Below are 16604 nucleotides of genomic sequence, written 5' to 3'. Positions count from 1 at the left end.
CGGGTTAATTGTCACTGAATATGGCTGTGAATACGTATGCAGCAACTGTAACCAAGCCTTACTTAGCTTTAGTATAAACCTATAACAACACTGAAATAAAAATGACACACACAATGAAAAAAAGATTTTACACGCCGTTGCTTATATGCAGCGCATTGCTGGTGCACGGTTGCAGTGATGACAAAGAGATAAAAACAGATTTGTTAGTTAAGCAAACAGACCCAGTTAAGCCAGTGGTATATCAAGTATTTACTCGTTTATTTGGTAACACCCAAACCGCTAATGTGCCATGGGGAACCAAAGAGCAAAATGGAGTTGGTAAGTTTGCTGATTTTAACGACGAGGCATTAAAAGGCATTAAAGAGCTAGGTACCACGCATGTGTGGTACACCGGCGTTTTGCATCATGCCTTGGTGGGTGATTACACTGAGTACGGTATAAAACAAGACGATCCTGATGTGGTAAAAGGGCGTGCAGGTTCGCCTTACGCAATAAAAGATTATTACGATGTAAACCCTGATTTGGCAATTAATGTTACTAATAGACTCGAAGAGTTCAGCGCGCTAATTGAGCGTACTCATGATCATGATATGAAAGTAATTATTGATATTGTTCCTAATCATGTGGCTCGAGATTATCACTCAATCGCAAAGCCTAACGGCGTGAAAGACTTTGGTGAGGACGATGATACTAGCAAGGCGTATGCTAAAAATAATAATTTTTACTATGTACCGGGTGAATCATTTAAAGTACCAACAAGCGACAGCTACCAAGTATTAGGTGGCAACAAACACCCTTTAGCCGATGGTCAATTTAGTGAAATCCCAGCAAAATGGACTGGCAATGGTGCACGTGCTCCAAAGCCTGATATAAACGACTGGTACGAAACGGTAAAAGTTAACTACGGTGTTAAACCCGATGGCAGCCTAGACTTTCCAACTTTACCTAAATCGCTTGAAAACCAAGATTACCGTGCACATTATGAATTTTGGCAAGATAAAGAACTGCCAAATAGTTGGTATAAATTTAGAAATATTGCCCTTTATTGGTTAGATAAAGGGGTTGATGGCTTTCGCTATGATATGGCTGAAATGGTACCTGTTGAGTTTTGGAGCTTTTTAAATTCATCAATAAAAACACATAAACCTGATGCGTTTCTACTCGCCGAAGTATATAACCCGTTGATGTACCGCACCTATATTCACCAAGGTAAAATGGACTACTTGTATGACAAAGTCGGTTTTTACGACACCCTAAAAGGGATTATGCAAGGTAAGCAACCCGCTAACACTCTATTTAAAGCACAAGCAGAAGTGGCAGACATTGAGCAGCACATGCTGCACTTTTTAGAAAACCATGACGAACAACGTATCGCAAGTCCTGACTTTGCTGGCAACGCTGCATGGGGTAAACCGGCTATGGTGGTTTCTAACTTAATTAGTCGTTCGCCAACCTTGCTTTATTTTGGTCAAGACGTAGGTGAAGATGGATCTGAAAACGCAGGCTTTGGTTCGCCTACACGCACTAGTATTTTTGATTACATTGGCGTACCAGCGCACCAAGCGTGGATGAATAATGGCAAGTTTGATGGCGCAAATTTAACTCCTGAGCAAGCACAGTTACGTCAATACTATATCGCAATTATGGAACTTAATGGCTTACCTGCTGTTGTTGCCGGTGATATGGCACCCTTGATGGTAACAGGCAGTGATAGAGTGGTGGGTTTTGTACGCACCCTAGGGCAGCAATCATTGTGGGTGCTGAGCAACTTTAGCCAGCAAGCGCAAACAGTCACTATTACGCTCACGCCGAATCAAGCAACTATGCTCAAACCAAACTCAACGCTATACGACCTACTAGAGTCGCATAACGGTATTTTGGTGAGCGATGAGAAACAAAGTACAACCTTTACGCTGACCCTTGATGCACTCAGTAGTGCCGTTTTAACAAATAAGGCTGATCATGAATTATAACAACAAACCAACCTTAAGCTTTTGGCAAATATGGAATATGTGCTTTGGCTTTTTAGGCATTCAATTTGGCTTTGCACTGCAAAATGGTAACGTAAGCCGTATATTTCAAACACTTGGCGCTAATGTCGATGATATTCCTATTTTATGGGTTGCAGCGCCGCTCACAGGCTTAATTGTGCAACCAATTATTGGTTATTGGAGTGATAAAACTTGGGGCAAATTAGGTCGCCGTCGTCCTTTCTTTTTATATGGCGCTATATTAACCACGTTATCGCTTTTTATTATGCCAAATTCTCCTACGCTTTGGATTGCTGCAGGTATGCTGTGGATTATGGATGCGTCAATTAACGTTACCATGGAACCGTTTCGTGCTTTAGTAGGCGACAACTTGCCAAACAAGCAGCGCGCCACAGGCTATGCTATGCAAAGCTTTTTTATTGGCGTAGGAGCAGTGGTTGCTTCAGCACTCCCTTGGATGATGACTAACTGGTTTGATATTGCTAATACCGCACCGATTGGTCAAATTCCTGATTCTGTAAAGTATTCGTTTTACTTTGGTGGGGTTATTTTATTTATTGCAGTTGGCTGGACTATTGTCACCACAAAAGAGTATTCACCCGAGCAGCTTGCACAATTTAATCAACAAGAATCACAAACAACACAAACCAATATTACTAATAGCGTAAACTTTACCAAAGGCGGCGTTATTTTTAGCGGCTTAGGTTTGCTTGTTTTAGCCACGGTATTAGGGCTGGATCTGGAAAAAGAACTTTACTTGCTGGCTGCTGGGTTAGTTAGTTTTGGTGTTATTCAATTTATTGCAGCGGCATTAAAAGCTAAACAGCACACTAGCGGCGGTTTTTATAATGTAGTGAATGATGTATTCACTATGCCTGAGGCGATGAAGCAATTGGCATGGGTACAATTTTTTAGTTGGTTTGCGTTATTTGCTATGTGGATTTATAGCACCTCAGCGGTTACTAGCTTTCATTACGGTAGTACCGACACCAGCTCGTTAGCCTACAACAACGGTGCAGATTGGGTGGGTATATTATTCGCTGCATACAACGGTTTTGCCGCGATTGCTGCTTTATGTATCCCGATCATCGTTAAACGCGTGGGATTAAAAGTAGCACATGCACTTAACCTTATTTTAGGTGCGTTGGGTCTAGCGAGCTTTATGTTCATAAAAGATCCCAGTTTACTTATTTGGCCAATGATAGGCGTAGGTTTTGCGTGGGCGTCTATTTTATCACTGCCTTATGCAATGTTAAGCACCTCGGTACCGAGTCATAAAATGGGCGTTTACATGGGCATTTTCAACTTTTTCATTGTGATCCCACAATTATTAGCCGCCAGCGCACTGGGATTAATATTACGCCACTTTTTTGAAAACCAACCTATTTACGCATTAGTACTGGGCGCTGTGTCGTTTGTACTTGCAGCGGTTGCGGTATTGCGTGTTAAGCACACTCAGTAAAGTAACGAGTAAACTGAAATTAATTAAGGCTTTAAAATGAAAAAATTAAATACAATTACCACCAGTTTATTAATGCTTGGTTTAACAGCTTGTGGCGCGCAGCAAGAGCCATCAAACAGCGCTGTAATTCAGGTATCGGCACCGGGAGCCCCTGGGGCAGATCCATTTTGGGCCTATGCAGGTAAAACCGGTATTGGCACATCATTTGAGCAATATCAAAATGGCCATTACAGTGATGAGGCCCCTACAGGAGCGGTTTCAAAAGTATGGTTTTCAATTGCTAAAGGTATGATCACCGAAACAATGTTTGGGCTTATTCACCAAGCGCAAATTAAAGACATGCAATTTGTGGTAGTAGGAAAGGATTTTACAGTCACAGAAGCTGACGATTTAGACGTTACCATTGACTACTTATACAAAGACGATAAAGGCCGCCCGTTATCATTAGCTTACAAAGTAGTAAGTAAAGATAAACAAGGCCGCTTTAGCCTCGAAAAACACATATTTACCGATCCTGATGGGCAAAGCTTATTTGTACGCAGTATTTTTAATACCGAGCTTGAAGGCGTTAAGGCATACGTAAGCGTTAACCCGTATGTTGACAATAACGGCCTTGATGATTTTGCTAAAACCACAGAACAAGGACTGCTTGCATGGCAAGACAACAGCTACCTTTCATTGCAAGGTGCTCAGCCATTTAAACAAACAAGTGTTGGTTTTATAGGTGTGAGCGATGGTTTAAGCCAGCTTAAAACAACTCAGCAGCTTACTCAGGTTTATAAAAATACCGGTGAACAATCGGGTAATGTTAGCCTACTAGCAGAGCTGGGTGAAATTGGTGAAAACAGCCAGTTCGATTTAACCCTAAGCTTTGGTAATAGCGAACAAACCAGCTTTAAACAAGGCCAAGCTACGTTAGCCAAAGGTTACCAAGCGGTGCTTGATAATTACAACGGTAAAGGCGAAGCGCTTGGTTGGCAAGACTACCTGCAAAGCCTTGCCCCGCTAAATAACATGAGCGAACAAACCGCAGATAACGGCAAGTTACTTTACACCAGTGCAATGGTACTTAAAGCGCAAGAAGATAAAACTCATGCAGGTGCGCTTATTGCCTCACTATCTAACCCTTGGGGCGAAACCGTATCGGCTAAAACAGGCTCTACTGGTTACAAAGCGGTATGGGTGCGCGACTTTTATCAAGTTGCCATGGCGTTCATGGCCATGGGCGATAATGCGACCGCTAAAACCGCATTCGAATACCTTGAAAAAGTTCAAGTAAACAGCAAAACCCCAGGCAATAAAGGCGATACAGGGTGGTTTTTACAAAAAACACATGTTGATGGTGAACTAGAATGGGTAGGCGTACAGCTAGACCAAACAGCAATGCCACTCATGCTTGCATGGAAACTCCATCAGGCAGGTGTATTAAGTGATGCAGAGCTCACCGATTGGTATAGCCGTATGTTAAAGCCCGCAGCAGACTTTTTAGTTGAGGGTGGCCGTGCAAACATTCTATGGAACGACGCACAAATAACGCCGCCAGCTACTCAGCAAGAACGCTGGGAAGAGCAAGAAGGGTATTCTCCATCAACCACCGCCGCGGTTGTTGCCGGTTTAATTACTGCAGCCGATATCGCTAAACTAGCAGGTGATGATGCCAATGCAACACGTTACCTAAATACAGCTAAGCGTTATAACAATGATATTGAAAAATTAATGTTTACAACCGCTGGTAATTTAGAGTCGAGTGCCTCTGATGGTGAATATTTTATTCGTATTGGCCAAGACAAAGACGCCAATTCAAATACTAAAATTAACGCTAATAATGGCCGTGAAGGGTTTAATAAAAAGCAAATACTCGATGGTGGATTTTTAGAACTCGTTCGCTATGGCGTGCGTGATGCACTAGCGCCCAGCATAGTCAAAACACTGCCAGAATATGATGACGAAACCCTAACCGATAACCTACAAGTTAAATACAGCTTTGAGTTTACTGACGGCAGCGGCACATTTGCAGGCTACCGCCGCTATGGTAATGACGGATACGGTGAAGACGAAGTAACGGGCGCTAACTATGCGCAAGGTGGAAAAAATAGCCCAGGGCAACGTGGGCGAGTTTGGCCATTTTTTACCGGTGAACGTGGTCATTACGAAATTGCCGCCGCAAGTGCGAATAACAGTTTAGATGCAACAAAACAGCAGGCTATTAAAAATAGTTATGTAAAAGGCCTAGAGCAATTTGCTAACCAAGGCATGATGCTACCTGAACAAGTATGGGATGGTGTAGGCATTAATAAAGCGGGTTACACGTTAGGCGAGGGTACTAACTCGGCCACACCATTGGCGTGGACACATGCGGAATACGTTAAGCTAGTGCGCTCACTAAGCGACAAGCAGGTATGGGATCATTACCCAGTGGTAACTAAAGCACTAAAATAACCGCAAACTAACTAACATAGCCGTAGTAAAATACGGCTATGTTAGTTATTACAATAATAACGAGGCTGAAATGAAAACATTTACCTTGAGCGCATTAGCATTAGCAATCATGCTAACAGGCTGCCAAAGCGCACCATCATTAAATAACGTCACTAATAACACCGAAACATCGCCACTAAATACTGAACAACAAGCAAATCCGTGGTGGGAAAACGCCATTTTTTACCAAATTTGGCCCCGCAGTTTTTACGACAGCGATGCTGATGGTCATGGCGATTTTAATGGTATGACCCAAAAGCTCCCGTATCTACAAGAGCTTGGCGTTAACGCATTGTGGTTAACCCCGATGTTTGAAGCACCTTCTTATCATGGCTATGATTTTACTGAATTTTACCAAGTAGAAAACGACTACGGCAGCATGGCAGAGTTTGAAGCCTTTATAAAAGCTGCTGACGACAAAGGCATGAAAGTCATACTTGATTTAGTTATAAACCATATATCAAGTAACCATGAATGGTTTCAGCGTTCAGCAAATAATGAAGCCCCTTATGCAGATTACTTTATTTGGCGCGACGATATGCCAAAAGCCGGAAGTGGTTGGGGACATGCTTGGAGTAATAACGACCAACCCGACGCAGTATGGCATTGGAATGAAACACGTCAGCAGTATTACTATGGTGCGTTTGGAGCGAGCCAACCAGACTTGAATTTACGCCACCCTGATGTTGTTGCCGAAATGGAAAAAATGGCTAAGTTTTGGCTTGATAAAGGCGTTGCAGGGTTTAGATTAGACGCAGTTCGTTTTGCAATGGAAGGTGGCGCAGATGCGCAAGCCGATACCGACGAAACCATTGCATATTGGCAGCACTTTAACCAATACGTAAAAAGCGTTGATCCAGAGGCGTACTTAGTAGGTGAAGCTTGGGCAGACATTCCCGTTGCAGCAAAATACTTTGGCGAAGGTAAAGGCCTCGACCAAGGCTTTGATTTTGAAGTGGGCTATAAAATACTGGGCTTATTAAAACCCGATGCCAGTGGTGAAGCACAATTTGGCACCATGCAGTCTAATCAACAAGTGAGTACAGTTGATGCCAATGTGCTTAAACAAAACTTACAACAGCGTATTGATTCAACTGCACCGCTTGATTTTTTTGCACCGTTTTTAACTAATCACGACCAACAACGTGTTGCTTATCAACTTGCAGAGCACGACGATAAAGCAAAACTTGCTGCTGCCATGTTATTTAGCTCTCCTGGCACGCCGTATATTTATTACGGTGAAGAGATTGGCCTAACACAAGGTGGCACAGGTCACGATGTGTATAAACGCGCACCAATGCAGTGGAATAACAGCAACCAAGCTGGTTTTACTCAAGCTCAAACAAGTTGGGTTGAGCAGGCTGAACTGTTTGGTGATAACTACACCCAGTGGTGGCCTGAATATTTAGCACAGCAAATTAATGCTGCTGATCGCAATGTAAAAACGCAACAAGCACAATCTAATTCACTGTGGCGTTTATATCAGCACTTAATCGCACTAAAAAAACAGCGCCCAGAGCTGGGCATTAAAGGCAGTTATGAATTAACACAGCATAGCAATGGCCTAGTTGAAATAACCCGCGAGTTAAACGGCAGTAAAAGTATGTTTGTGTTTAACTTAACCGCTAACCCGCAAAGCGTCAGCAGCATCAAACGCGATGATTTAACGCCAAACTGGCAACACGACCTCAATGGCGAGCAACTCGCTGGTTATGGTTTGTTGTTACTGAATAACACACTGTAAATAAAACACACACAAAAGGGACTAACATGCGTTAGCCCCTTTTTGTAGAAATGTTTTTATTGCATTGCCCCAAGTTATAGCTCATTTTTAAAGTTTATTAGATTAGATAAAAGTCTTTTAAATTCATACTTTATAATATTTTACTTAGTGGGCTAATTACCCCGTTCGCGCCTTGTTGTAAAACATGCGTATATATTTGCGTGGTGCGAACATCGCTATGGCCGAGTTGTTCTTGCAAAGTGCGTATATCTGCACCAGATTCAAGTAAGTGGGTAGCGAACGAGTGCCGTAGTGTATGGCAGGTAACATTTTTTTGAATTTTTGCCAGCTTTGCTGCCTGTTTAATTGCTTTACGAACTGTTGTTTCATCAATATGGTGGCGACGCAGCTTTTTACTTTCTGGGTCCATGCTTAACTGGGCAGAAGGAAACAAATATTGCCAGCTCATTTCATAAGGAGCCGCTGGGTATTTTTTAGCTAATGCATTCGCAAGCCAGACACCGGCATAGTCTGTTGCTTGTTTATCTCGATGCCAGTAGTCATTTACCAAGTGACTTTGGCTGCGCAAAAACGGCAGTAGTTCGAGTGCTAATGTTACTCTGCGGTTTTTATTGCCTTTGCCCTGCCAAATCATTAATGAGACATAGTCATAATCGACATCTTTTACCCGTAGCCTTACAGCTTCCATTAAACGTAGACCACTACCGTAAAGTATCTGAGCGATAAGTTTATACTTTGGATCCATTGCCAATAATAAACGCTGTATTTCTTCACGGGTCAGTACTACAGGTAATTTAGGTGACACGAGTGATTTATTAAAATTCATTTCAAGTGATAACGGTCGACTAATAATATGACGGTATAAAAATACCAAAGCATTTAAAGCCGTTGCCTGAGTTTTCATTGCAACATTACGCTGATTACTTAAATAAGATAAGAATTGCTCAACCTCCGACTCTGCCAATTGCGCCGGATGTTTTTTACCATGGTATAAAATGTAAAATTTTATCCAATATTGATAAGTGTCTATAGTACGCTTGGCATAACGACGCGTTATCATAAAGTCACGGATTGATTCTAAAAATATAGAAGCGATAATCTGCTCTAGTTGGTGCTGTATATATAAACAGTAGTTGTATTTAGTTTTTTTTCAACAACTCGCGGGATTATTTCTTGTATTTTACAACAACAAAAAAACAACAAATATAAATCCCTTGATTTACATTTAGATACAGAGTTAAACTTAAAGTATTAAAAAATCAAAGGATTTTATGTCTACAACTTGCGGGTTTAGAGCCTTTGAATAAGCTGTTAGCTGCTATGGAGAAATCGGCATGGGTTTACATGTTCATAATTTAGGTAACCTCCCTGCTGATGCGGAAAGGGAATATTTCATTTACATGCTCGATTACGGCTGGCATGAGCCGTTGTCAGAAGCTATGCGTGCGAACTTCACCAATATGGCTAGGCTGGCCTCGAAATCTAAGTCTGTTGTAATCGCAGGTGTAGAGCCGATTCATTTTGAAAATGAGGTGTTTTCCTTTCATGGAATCAATGGTGAGCATGGTGAAGAAATGCTGCCCGCATTAATGATTACTACATTGCACCCTAGATACTTTAAAGAAAATAATCATGCATGGAGAGAAAGTGGTGAGCTTGATGACAAGCTTCTCCTTATTCCGCTAAAGAAATGTTGTAAAACCACGAGTGACGTAGTTGCACTGATTCATAAAATATTTAAAGATATCGAAGAAAAGAAAGAACTTACGAATTTTTCGGTTCAAAAAGAAATAAAGAAAAAAAGTGGCTGGCGCTCTGCAGCAGACGCTTTCATTCTTCAGCCAAATATCAGTGGTATCGGCATCGATTTTAAGAAGTTGCTCGGGTTTGGCAGCTAACAAAGCCATCAATTTGACCGCCTTACGCTGCGCTTCAGGCGGTCAAATTATGGCGGCGTTAGCTCACCGGTTAAATTTCTTCCTATGGAGATAAAATGAAAGGACAATCGAAAGGTACTGTCTATGCTCATGCATATTTTTCTGCATCAGTGGAGAGAACATTAGCAGCAGAAAATTTTGGCATTCAGTGTGCTGGTTTAACAAGTGTTGCGCTAACTGCATTTATGGTTGAAAGCTACCTAAACTACCTTTGTGAAAGAATCTATGACTATGAGTCGCGTGCATCGAAGTATTTAGACGATAGTGATCAAGAAGAAATCCACAATACTTTGAAATTGATGAAAGACTTAAACAAAAATGAACCTTTTAATGTAAAACTTGCGGAGATTTTAGGCTACAAATCGCAAGCAGACATAATGTTGAAGTATCTTAGGAAATCGGTTCATAGAAAGCAAAGGGACGCATTTGACAAAGATATAATGAGTTCAAATGAATTCAATGCAATGGAACGAGTGTACAAGTTTTCAACAAAGGATAAGCTCAAATCTGTTCTTAAAGCATGTAATACTCCCCAAGCTGAATACGATAAATGGTTGCAGGTAAATGATCAACTTTTTGAGGCTAGAAATGCTCTCGCACATGGTAGAACTGAACATGTAGATGCAAGTTTTAGCTCTGCTGAAAGTCGATCCGTTTCTGAATCTGTCCCAACCGTTAGTGCTAGTTGGCAAGAACAATGCACTCTAGAAAAAGCTACTGTAATGTATGAGGAATCTAAAGATCTGATACATTATCTCAACGATTCATTTTTGTCAGAGCTTCAACCACTTAATAGACTCAGTACTCAACTATCAGCAGTGAGCTAACAAGAGCTTTAAACGGAACAAAAACAGTTGCTTAGGTTCCGCTTCGCTCCACATTATAACCAACAATTTTTGTCCGCTTAAGCGGGCGTTAGCACTATATCTTACATCTAGAATATCATTTAACATTTAAAGGAATAATTTCTTGAAAAAATTAATATTGACCAGCCTTTGTTTATCTACTTTATTTTCATATACAGTAAACGCAGCAACTGAATTAACATTACCATTAGAATTGAAAATTCACGTCTCAATTTTAGCTGGAGATGCTCAATCCATGAGAGAGCTAACTTTTGATAATATTGAATTATTTAGAAACTCTAAAGTTGGCGTTACTCATATTAGTAATGATATTAATAAAGAAAATGAAAGTAACTTTAATCTTATTTATGTAACACAAGCAGAAAGTTCCACTCCAAAATCTCCTGTATATGATGTTGCATATACATTTGTTAGTAATACATATAACGGTACAAATGAAGCACTAGACTACTATGCTACAGGTGCTCCACATAACTTGTTAATCCCTAAGACTACAGATAGCAGAGTTATTACTTATAAAGTGAACGGAGTTAAAGTAGGAGTTCCTTCATCTAAAAGCCAAAAATCTGAAAAAGGTGATTCTCGCATCTCCTTACAACTTCAATAAATAGTGCTAACAAGTTGCTTAAAAGGACTAAAACAGTTTGCTCGTTTTTTGCAAAGTACCGCAAAAAAGCCAGCCAACCATTTTAGCCTCTTAGCAAAGCGTTATACGCACCTAAAGTTTAGCGTTAAATTTAATCATAGAGAGAGCTATGGAAAGTCAGATTGAGATAGTCGAGAGACTAATTGAGGAAGGTGAAAATTTCACTTTTCAAAATTTTTGTTTAGCTGTAGGTGATTATCAAGGACGTTATGGTGGCCCTGACTCTCCGGAATGGGGGATATTTAAAATAAGAGCTCAAAATATAGTATCCAAACACCTTTCTGATAATTCTCCTGCAATGTCTCTAATTGCCGAAGGGCTTACGCAATACACCGAAGGTAATGGGCCTGATAAATTTGAGATAGCAAAATCTAATTTAGTTAAAGCATTAAAAATATTGGCAACGACTTTAAAAAATGATGTTTATGGAGAGCTTAAAGAAGAAAAGAGCACCCCGACATCAGCAGCACTTTCTAATAAAATTTTTGTTGTGCATGGTCATGATGAAAGTTTAAAAACTGATGTTGAACGCTTTTTACACGAGATAGGTTTAGTGCCAGTTGTCCTTCATCGTGAGGCCGATGAAGGCGCTACTGTGATTGAAAAATTTGAAAAACATAGTGATGTAGGTTTTGCTTTCATTTTGTTAACCCCTGACGAAATTAGTTATACAGCTGATCAAATTAATATCCCTGAACCGGATAAAGTAATTGAGTATAGAGCTAGGCCCAATGTCATATTTGAGTTTGGGTATTTTGTAGGTAAATTAGGACGAAATCGTGTTTGTTGCTTGCATAAAGGCGATGTGGTTTTGCCAAGTGATTTGAACGGTCTAGTTTATAAAAAGGTAGATGGTTCAGTTGATCCTCAAGCATACGCAATAATAAGAGAACTTAAAGCGGCTGGTTACAAAATCAGTGTGTAGTTTGTGCGTATAACAAGCAATTCAACAGGGATAAAAAACTTGCGGGCTATTCGCTTCGCTCAATTTTAGCCCACAATTTTTTACCCGTTAATCGGGCGTTAGAGCTATCCAGAGGTTAGGCATGCAAAAAATTATTCAAGGAATATCTGACGGTTCTATTTTACATTTAGATTTAATTGAGGAAATAGGTGAGCACTCAGAAAGAGTAACGATCAATACCTATCCAGACCCTGATCTTATTCGACATGATAGATTCTCACTTAAAGAATACTTTCTAGAAGATGATATTGATTTATCGACAGATTATTCGTTCATTGTGAATGCTAACCTAGAGGATTACGGCTTTGTTATCGATGGTGATTTACATACTGATTTAGGAGACGAACGAGGTTTAAGCTATGAGATTGAAGAGGTAAATGAACGTCAAAGAAAAGTAACTTTGAGAGGTATCCTACAGGGAGATTACTCTGATATTGACATGGATGCCGAAGCAGATATCTGCATAACAGGCTTATTAAAAAGCGATTATGTAAATTTAAGCCTCTACAAAGAATTGGCTATTGACGCATATTTATTAGAATCTGAAAATAATATAAAAATGGCTTTTTTTACGTACTTTTCCGCAATGGAAGCAATTATTCGCAGTAAACTTGATGTAATTCAGCTGAAGATTCATACAGAACTTCATGATGCACTAGAGCACTTAGCACTAGATTTAAAAGTTAAAATTGTTGCGAAAGAATCATTTGCTACGGACGATCTAAAACAAGTGCCAATCTGGGGAGAGTTTCAAGGCTTATTACGTGAAGTAAAAAAAATACGAAACCTAATTGCACACGGAAAGTTAGAGAATGAAATTACAGTAATAGATTTAAATAAATGTATTGCTTGTTACGTTGTTTTATTTTGTTTTACTTATAAAAATTTAACTACATTCGAGACCATAATTAAAGCCTTTAAAAAATAGCTCTAACAAGTTGCTTAAACGGACAAAAAACAGCTGGCTTTTGCTCGTTCCTCGCTAATTTTAGCCAGCTATTTTATTGCCGCTTAGCAAAGCGTTAAAGTATAGGGGTCAACTAATTTGGCCACAGTTTTAGAGTCTTTGTATCTAACCTCAGATTCATTTGGTGCTAAACGGGCATTATAATGATGTGGCCTAACGTTGTTGTAATATCCGTTGATATAATCACTCACACTATGTTTAGCCATCTAATATTGTACGCCGTTATTGCGGCTTTTTTATAGCAAGGAGGTTGCTTTGAGATATTTAAGCATGTTGCTATTCGCACCTTTAATAATATTTCCGGCATTAGGCGTTGTATTTTTATTCGCTAGTGTTTTCTCTATACAGTTAGAAGTCACCCAAAGTAGACTCTGGGAAGTTTATAAGATGATCTGTTTTTTTGGGGGGGGTGATTGCATATATGGGTAATACAGTAATTGGTATTCCTATCATTTTCATTCTTGATAAACTTAACCGTTTAACTTATTTAAATATAATGGGTTGTTTACTTTTTCTGGCCTTAGTCTTTGTTATAAAGGACGGCCGCTTATTTTCTTTTAATATTGCATCACCCGATAGTACAAAGTACTTATTATGGAAATACCTTGGGTACTTCACTTTTCTATATGTGTTGCAACTATTGACTATCTTATGGTTAAAAATAAGCAATAGTAAGGCATTTTTCTGTCGTGCTTATTAAATTTTTTTGATAAGTGTGATTGTTTGTGAATTGAATATTAGGTTTACTGTGTACATTGTTGGTTCAATAAAAACAAAGCTTACACTCATCTTAATTTCTTTGTGATGAGTGTCATGTTAGGGTTGGTAAATTTTGTGGCGCAGGTTCATTAAGAAGTTAAGGTGGCTGTCACTATATGCTCTTTTACAGTGTTAAGGAAAAAGGATGAGCCTTCCCGATTTTTTTATAGTCGCTTTAGGGCTTACTATTTCTATTTTATTTTTTATAATATTAACACCGATGCTGTTTTTTATTAAAAATAGAAAATTAAAAAATGTGGAAAATATTCTTGATGATGGCAAGGCTTTTTATTCATTAAACATACTAACAGCTGGAATGGGAATATTGCATTACGCTACTGTTTTCTTTTGTGGCAGGCATGCAAAGCGGTATGACTTATTTGATAAAAGACAGTTAGTACCTAAAAGTGTTCAGCGATGGTTTATCGTCTATTTTTGCTTGTTTATGGTGACGTTTGCTTTATGTTTTATTGCTGTTTTGATTGTACATTTGGGGTTAGGCTAAAGTTGGTCACTTGTACTAATGCAATTAATTGATCCATCTTCCATTCAAGTCATTTCAGCATACTTTTTTTTCGGTGGTTGTATAGGTGTTTTTATTTGGATTGGTTTGGTTATTTACTTAAAAACTAAGTGGTTACCATTACTCGAAGAAACTCTTGATGATGGTGTTAAGTTTTATAGCCTTAACATCTTTTTATCCGCTAGCGGAATTCTACAATACGCTACGGTTTTTATTTGGTCCTTTCATGCTAAGCGTTACGGAATGTTTGAAAAAAGGCAGAGTATACCTAAACATATTCAAAAGTGGTTTGTTTTTGCTTTTTTTTGGTTGATGTTTAGTGGGGTATTAATAGTAATATCTGCTGTTATTACTTAAGTGTATGCTCAATAAAATAAACTTATAAGATAATTGGATTTCTTACATATACAGAAGTAAGAATGTATTTAGGAATTTAATTATGATTAAGTTTATAGCTGGCAGTTAGGATGGGCGTCATTGAATTCTTTATGTGAATGTTTATTCATGTTAACGTTTGTAGTTTAGTTAATTGACAAACTAATTATGGCTCTGGCTTTGAATTAAGCTAACACCGTGTGGGAGTCATTATCTATAGGCATCTACGCAGGATACTTAATGGAGCCAGATTACCAAAACTATAGCCTCCAAGAGTTATTGGAGGCGCGCAGCTCAATTGATCAGCAAGCTTACCCACTTCGGTATTTTAAAATTTGCCAACAGATTGAGGTTGCGGCCAACAAGCCTCAAGAACGACAAGTTCTCAAAGACCGTGACTTTTTTTCTAGGCTCGTTTTCGTAAAAGTCATCACATCTTTGCTCAGCATAATTTTAGCTAGCAAATTATATTATGCTTTTTCGGAGGGGAATATTTCTTGGAAAGGAAATACTGACTATTTTGTCCAACAAAGTCCGCAGACATACTATTTTCTTGTTGCAGTGCATTTTTTCTTTTTAGGCATTTTTTTAGTTTTAGTATTTACAAACTGGTGGATTAAAAAGCACACTGCCAAATAAAGTTTTAGATTCGAATTTGCTCTTTTCCCCGTTTAAGTGGACTCTCGAACACAGCAAATCTCTTTTAGTTTAAAATAAACTGTTGACATAATATGTCGCAATGATTACTTTTAATACATAATATTAAAAGGAAAACTAAAATGGAAATTTGGAATTTATTTACTGATTTTATTGTGCAATCAATCACCTTTTTTACCCAAGAAGTGGGCGTAAGCCAAGCGGTTGCAATTATTTTGTTTACCGTTATTGGACGATTAGTTTTAATGCCGATTAACCTTGTTGCTATGGCTAATATGGTTAGAAATAAAAAAGCAATTGCCGCACTAAAACCTGAGCTAGATAGCATAAAAAACAACTATAAAAACCAGCCCAGCGAAATCGCAAAATTAACTATGGCGCTGTATAAAAAGCACAACATTAAGTTTATCGATAAAAAAAGTGTGACTAATATGGCAAGCCAAGGGGTATTTGGCCTTGGAACTTTTCAAGCTTTGCAACAAATTGTATTTAATAGTAAGTTTGCTTGGATTGCCAGTATTGCAAAGCCTGATATTGCGCTTTCGTTACTAGTGGGGGCTATTACATATTTATCTATGATGATGATGCCTGGTAGCGCAGAGCAAACCAGCACATTATTGTTCCTAATTCCCGCAATTATTTGTGTTGTTACTCTGGTTAACTTTCCTTCTGCAATTGGTTTGTACTGGGCTGCATCAAGTAGTACTAGCTTGTTGCAGTCATTATTAGTAAATAGATATTTTAAAAACCAGCAAGCACAACAAGTTTTGTAAAGGTCGCTAAACAAAGGAATGGCAATAATGAATATGTGTTATCAGCCCACAGCCGATTTAATGGCTTCTGCACAGTTAACCTATACCAATATGCGTGGATATTATGAACATTATGGCGTTGATTGGCAGCAACTTAAAATATGTGAGCAAATTTCAGACCTTGAAAATTGGGATGTTTTGTTAAATGGCGATGTAGTGGGTGCAATGCGCTTGGCTTTTGATGATGAGGGTTGCTATATACGTGACTTACAAGTAGATGCTGCGTTTCAAAATATAGGTGTTGGTGCAGCAGCAATTAGTGAGTGTTCTCGTTTAGCTGTGCACAGAGGTGCTATGCAACTTAGGCTTCGGGTTTTTAAAATAAGCCCTGCGCACAAGCTTTACACACGTTCAGGTTTCAGCATAGATAAAGCAGACGACAGGTTTTATTATATGTCTAAAAGCTTAGTTTAATGAGCGTGA

At 39.0% G+C, this 16604-nt stretch carries 15 protein-coding genes; 14 read left to right on the top strand and 1 reads right to left on the bottom strand.

What is annotated here, in order from left to right:
* Positions 1-113 precede the first annotated feature (113 nt).
* From PUND_RS10605 to PUND_RS10590, 4 genes are all read left to right on the top strand, one after another.
* Complete coding sequence (locus PUND_RS10605) at positions 114-1973, top strand: alpha-amylase family protein (protein ID WP_010389793.1); 1860 nt, start codon at positions 114-116, stop codon at positions 1971-1973.
* A complete protein-coding gene (locus tag PUND_RS10600) occupies positions 1963-3453 on the top strand; it encodes an MFS transporter (RefSeq protein WP_010389795.1) in 1491 nt (496 codons plus the stop codon). Before PUND_RS10605 ends, PUND_RS10600 begins: the two co-directional genes overlap by 11 nt.
* 36 nt (positions 3454-3489) lie before the next feature.
* Complete coding sequence (locus tag PUND_RS10595; protein WP_010389797.1) at positions 3490-5892, top strand: glycoside hydrolase family 15 protein; 2403 nt, start codon at positions 3490-3492, stop codon at positions 5890-5892.
* A gap of 70 nt (positions 5893-5962) precedes the next feature.
* Positions 5963-7675 carry an alpha-amylase family glycosyl hydrolase gene (locus tag PUND_RS10590; RefSeq protein ID WP_010389799.1) on the top strand — a complete coding sequence of 571 codons (1713 nt, stop codon included), beginning with the start codon at positions 5963-5965 and terminating at the stop codon, positions 7673-7675.
* A 130-nt stretch (positions 7676-7805) separates the two neighbouring features.
* Here the strand turns inward: PUND_RS10590 and PUND_RS10585 are convergent, their stop codons facing one another.
* Entirely contained in the window at positions 7806-8771 is a 966-nt protein-coding gene (locus PUND_RS10585; RefSeq protein WP_084601843.1) for an integron integrase, read from the bottom strand.
* Between the two features lie 238 nt (positions 8772-9009).
* Between PUND_RS10585 and PUND_RS10580 the strand changes: the two genes are divergently transcribed.
* From PUND_RS10580 to PUND_RS10535, 10 genes are all read left to right on the top strand, one after another.
* Entirely contained in the window at positions 9010-9573 is a 564-nt protein-coding gene (locus tag PUND_RS10580) for a hypothetical protein (protein ID WP_010389804.1), read from the top strand.
* A 95-nt stretch (positions 9574-9668) separates the two neighbouring features.
* Positions 9669-10439, top strand: coding sequence for a hypothetical protein (locus PUND_RS10575; protein ID WP_010389806.1), 771 nt, complete (start codon positions 9669-9671; stop codon positions 10437-10439).
* 142 nt (positions 10440-10581) lie between these two features.
* Positions 10582-11085 (top strand): hypothetical protein, encoded by a 504-nt coding sequence (locus PUND_RS10570; RefSeq protein ID WP_010389809.1) that lies wholly within the window; start codon positions 10582-10584, stop codon positions 11083-11085.
* Between the two features lie 148 nt (positions 11086-11233).
* Entirely contained in the window at positions 11234-12049 is an 816-nt protein-coding gene (locus tag PUND_RS10565; protein WP_010389812.1) for a TIR domain-containing protein, read from the top strand.
* 121 nt (positions 12050-12170) lie between these two features.
* Complete coding sequence (locus PUND_RS10560; protein WP_010389813.1) at positions 12171-13016, top strand: hypothetical protein; 846 nt, start codon at positions 12171-12173, stop codon at positions 13014-13016.
* A gap of 943 nt (positions 13017-13959) precedes the next feature.
* Complete coding sequence (locus PUND_RS10555) at positions 13960-14319, top strand: hypothetical protein (protein WP_010389823.1); 360 nt, start codon at positions 13960-13962, stop codon at positions 14317-14319.
* A gap of 18 nt (positions 14320-14337) precedes the next feature.
* Positions 14338-14694, top strand: coding sequence for a hypothetical protein (locus PUND_RS10550; protein WP_010389825.1), 357 nt, complete (start codon positions 14338-14340; stop codon positions 14692-14694).
* A 258-nt stretch (positions 14695-14952) separates the two neighbouring features.
* On the top strand, positions 14953-15351 hold the full coding sequence (locus PUND_RS10545; protein ID WP_010389827.1) for a hypothetical protein: 399 nt from the start codon (positions 14953-14955) through the stop codon (positions 15349-15351).
* Between the two features lie 140 nt (positions 15352-15491).
* A complete protein-coding gene (gene yidC, locus PUND_RS10540) occupies positions 15492-16142 on the top strand; it encodes a membrane protein insertase YidC (RefSeq protein ID WP_010389828.1) in 651 nt (216 codons plus the stop codon).
* A 27-nt stretch (positions 16143-16169) separates the two neighbouring features.
* Positions 16170-16595, top strand: coding sequence for a GNAT family N-acetyltransferase (locus PUND_RS10535; RefSeq protein ID WP_010389830.1), 426 nt, complete (start codon positions 16170-16172; stop codon positions 16593-16595).
* Positions 16596-16604 lie beyond the last annotated feature (9 nt).

The organism is Pseudoalteromonas undina (assembly GCF_000238275.3).
Taxonomy (GTDB): Bacteria; Pseudomonadota; Gammaproteobacteria; order Enterobacterales; family Alteromonadaceae; genus Pseudoalteromonas; species Pseudoalteromonas undina.
The sequence above is the reverse complement of the archived record's forward strand: the minus strand, read 5'-3'. Positions and strand labels throughout refer to the sequence as shown.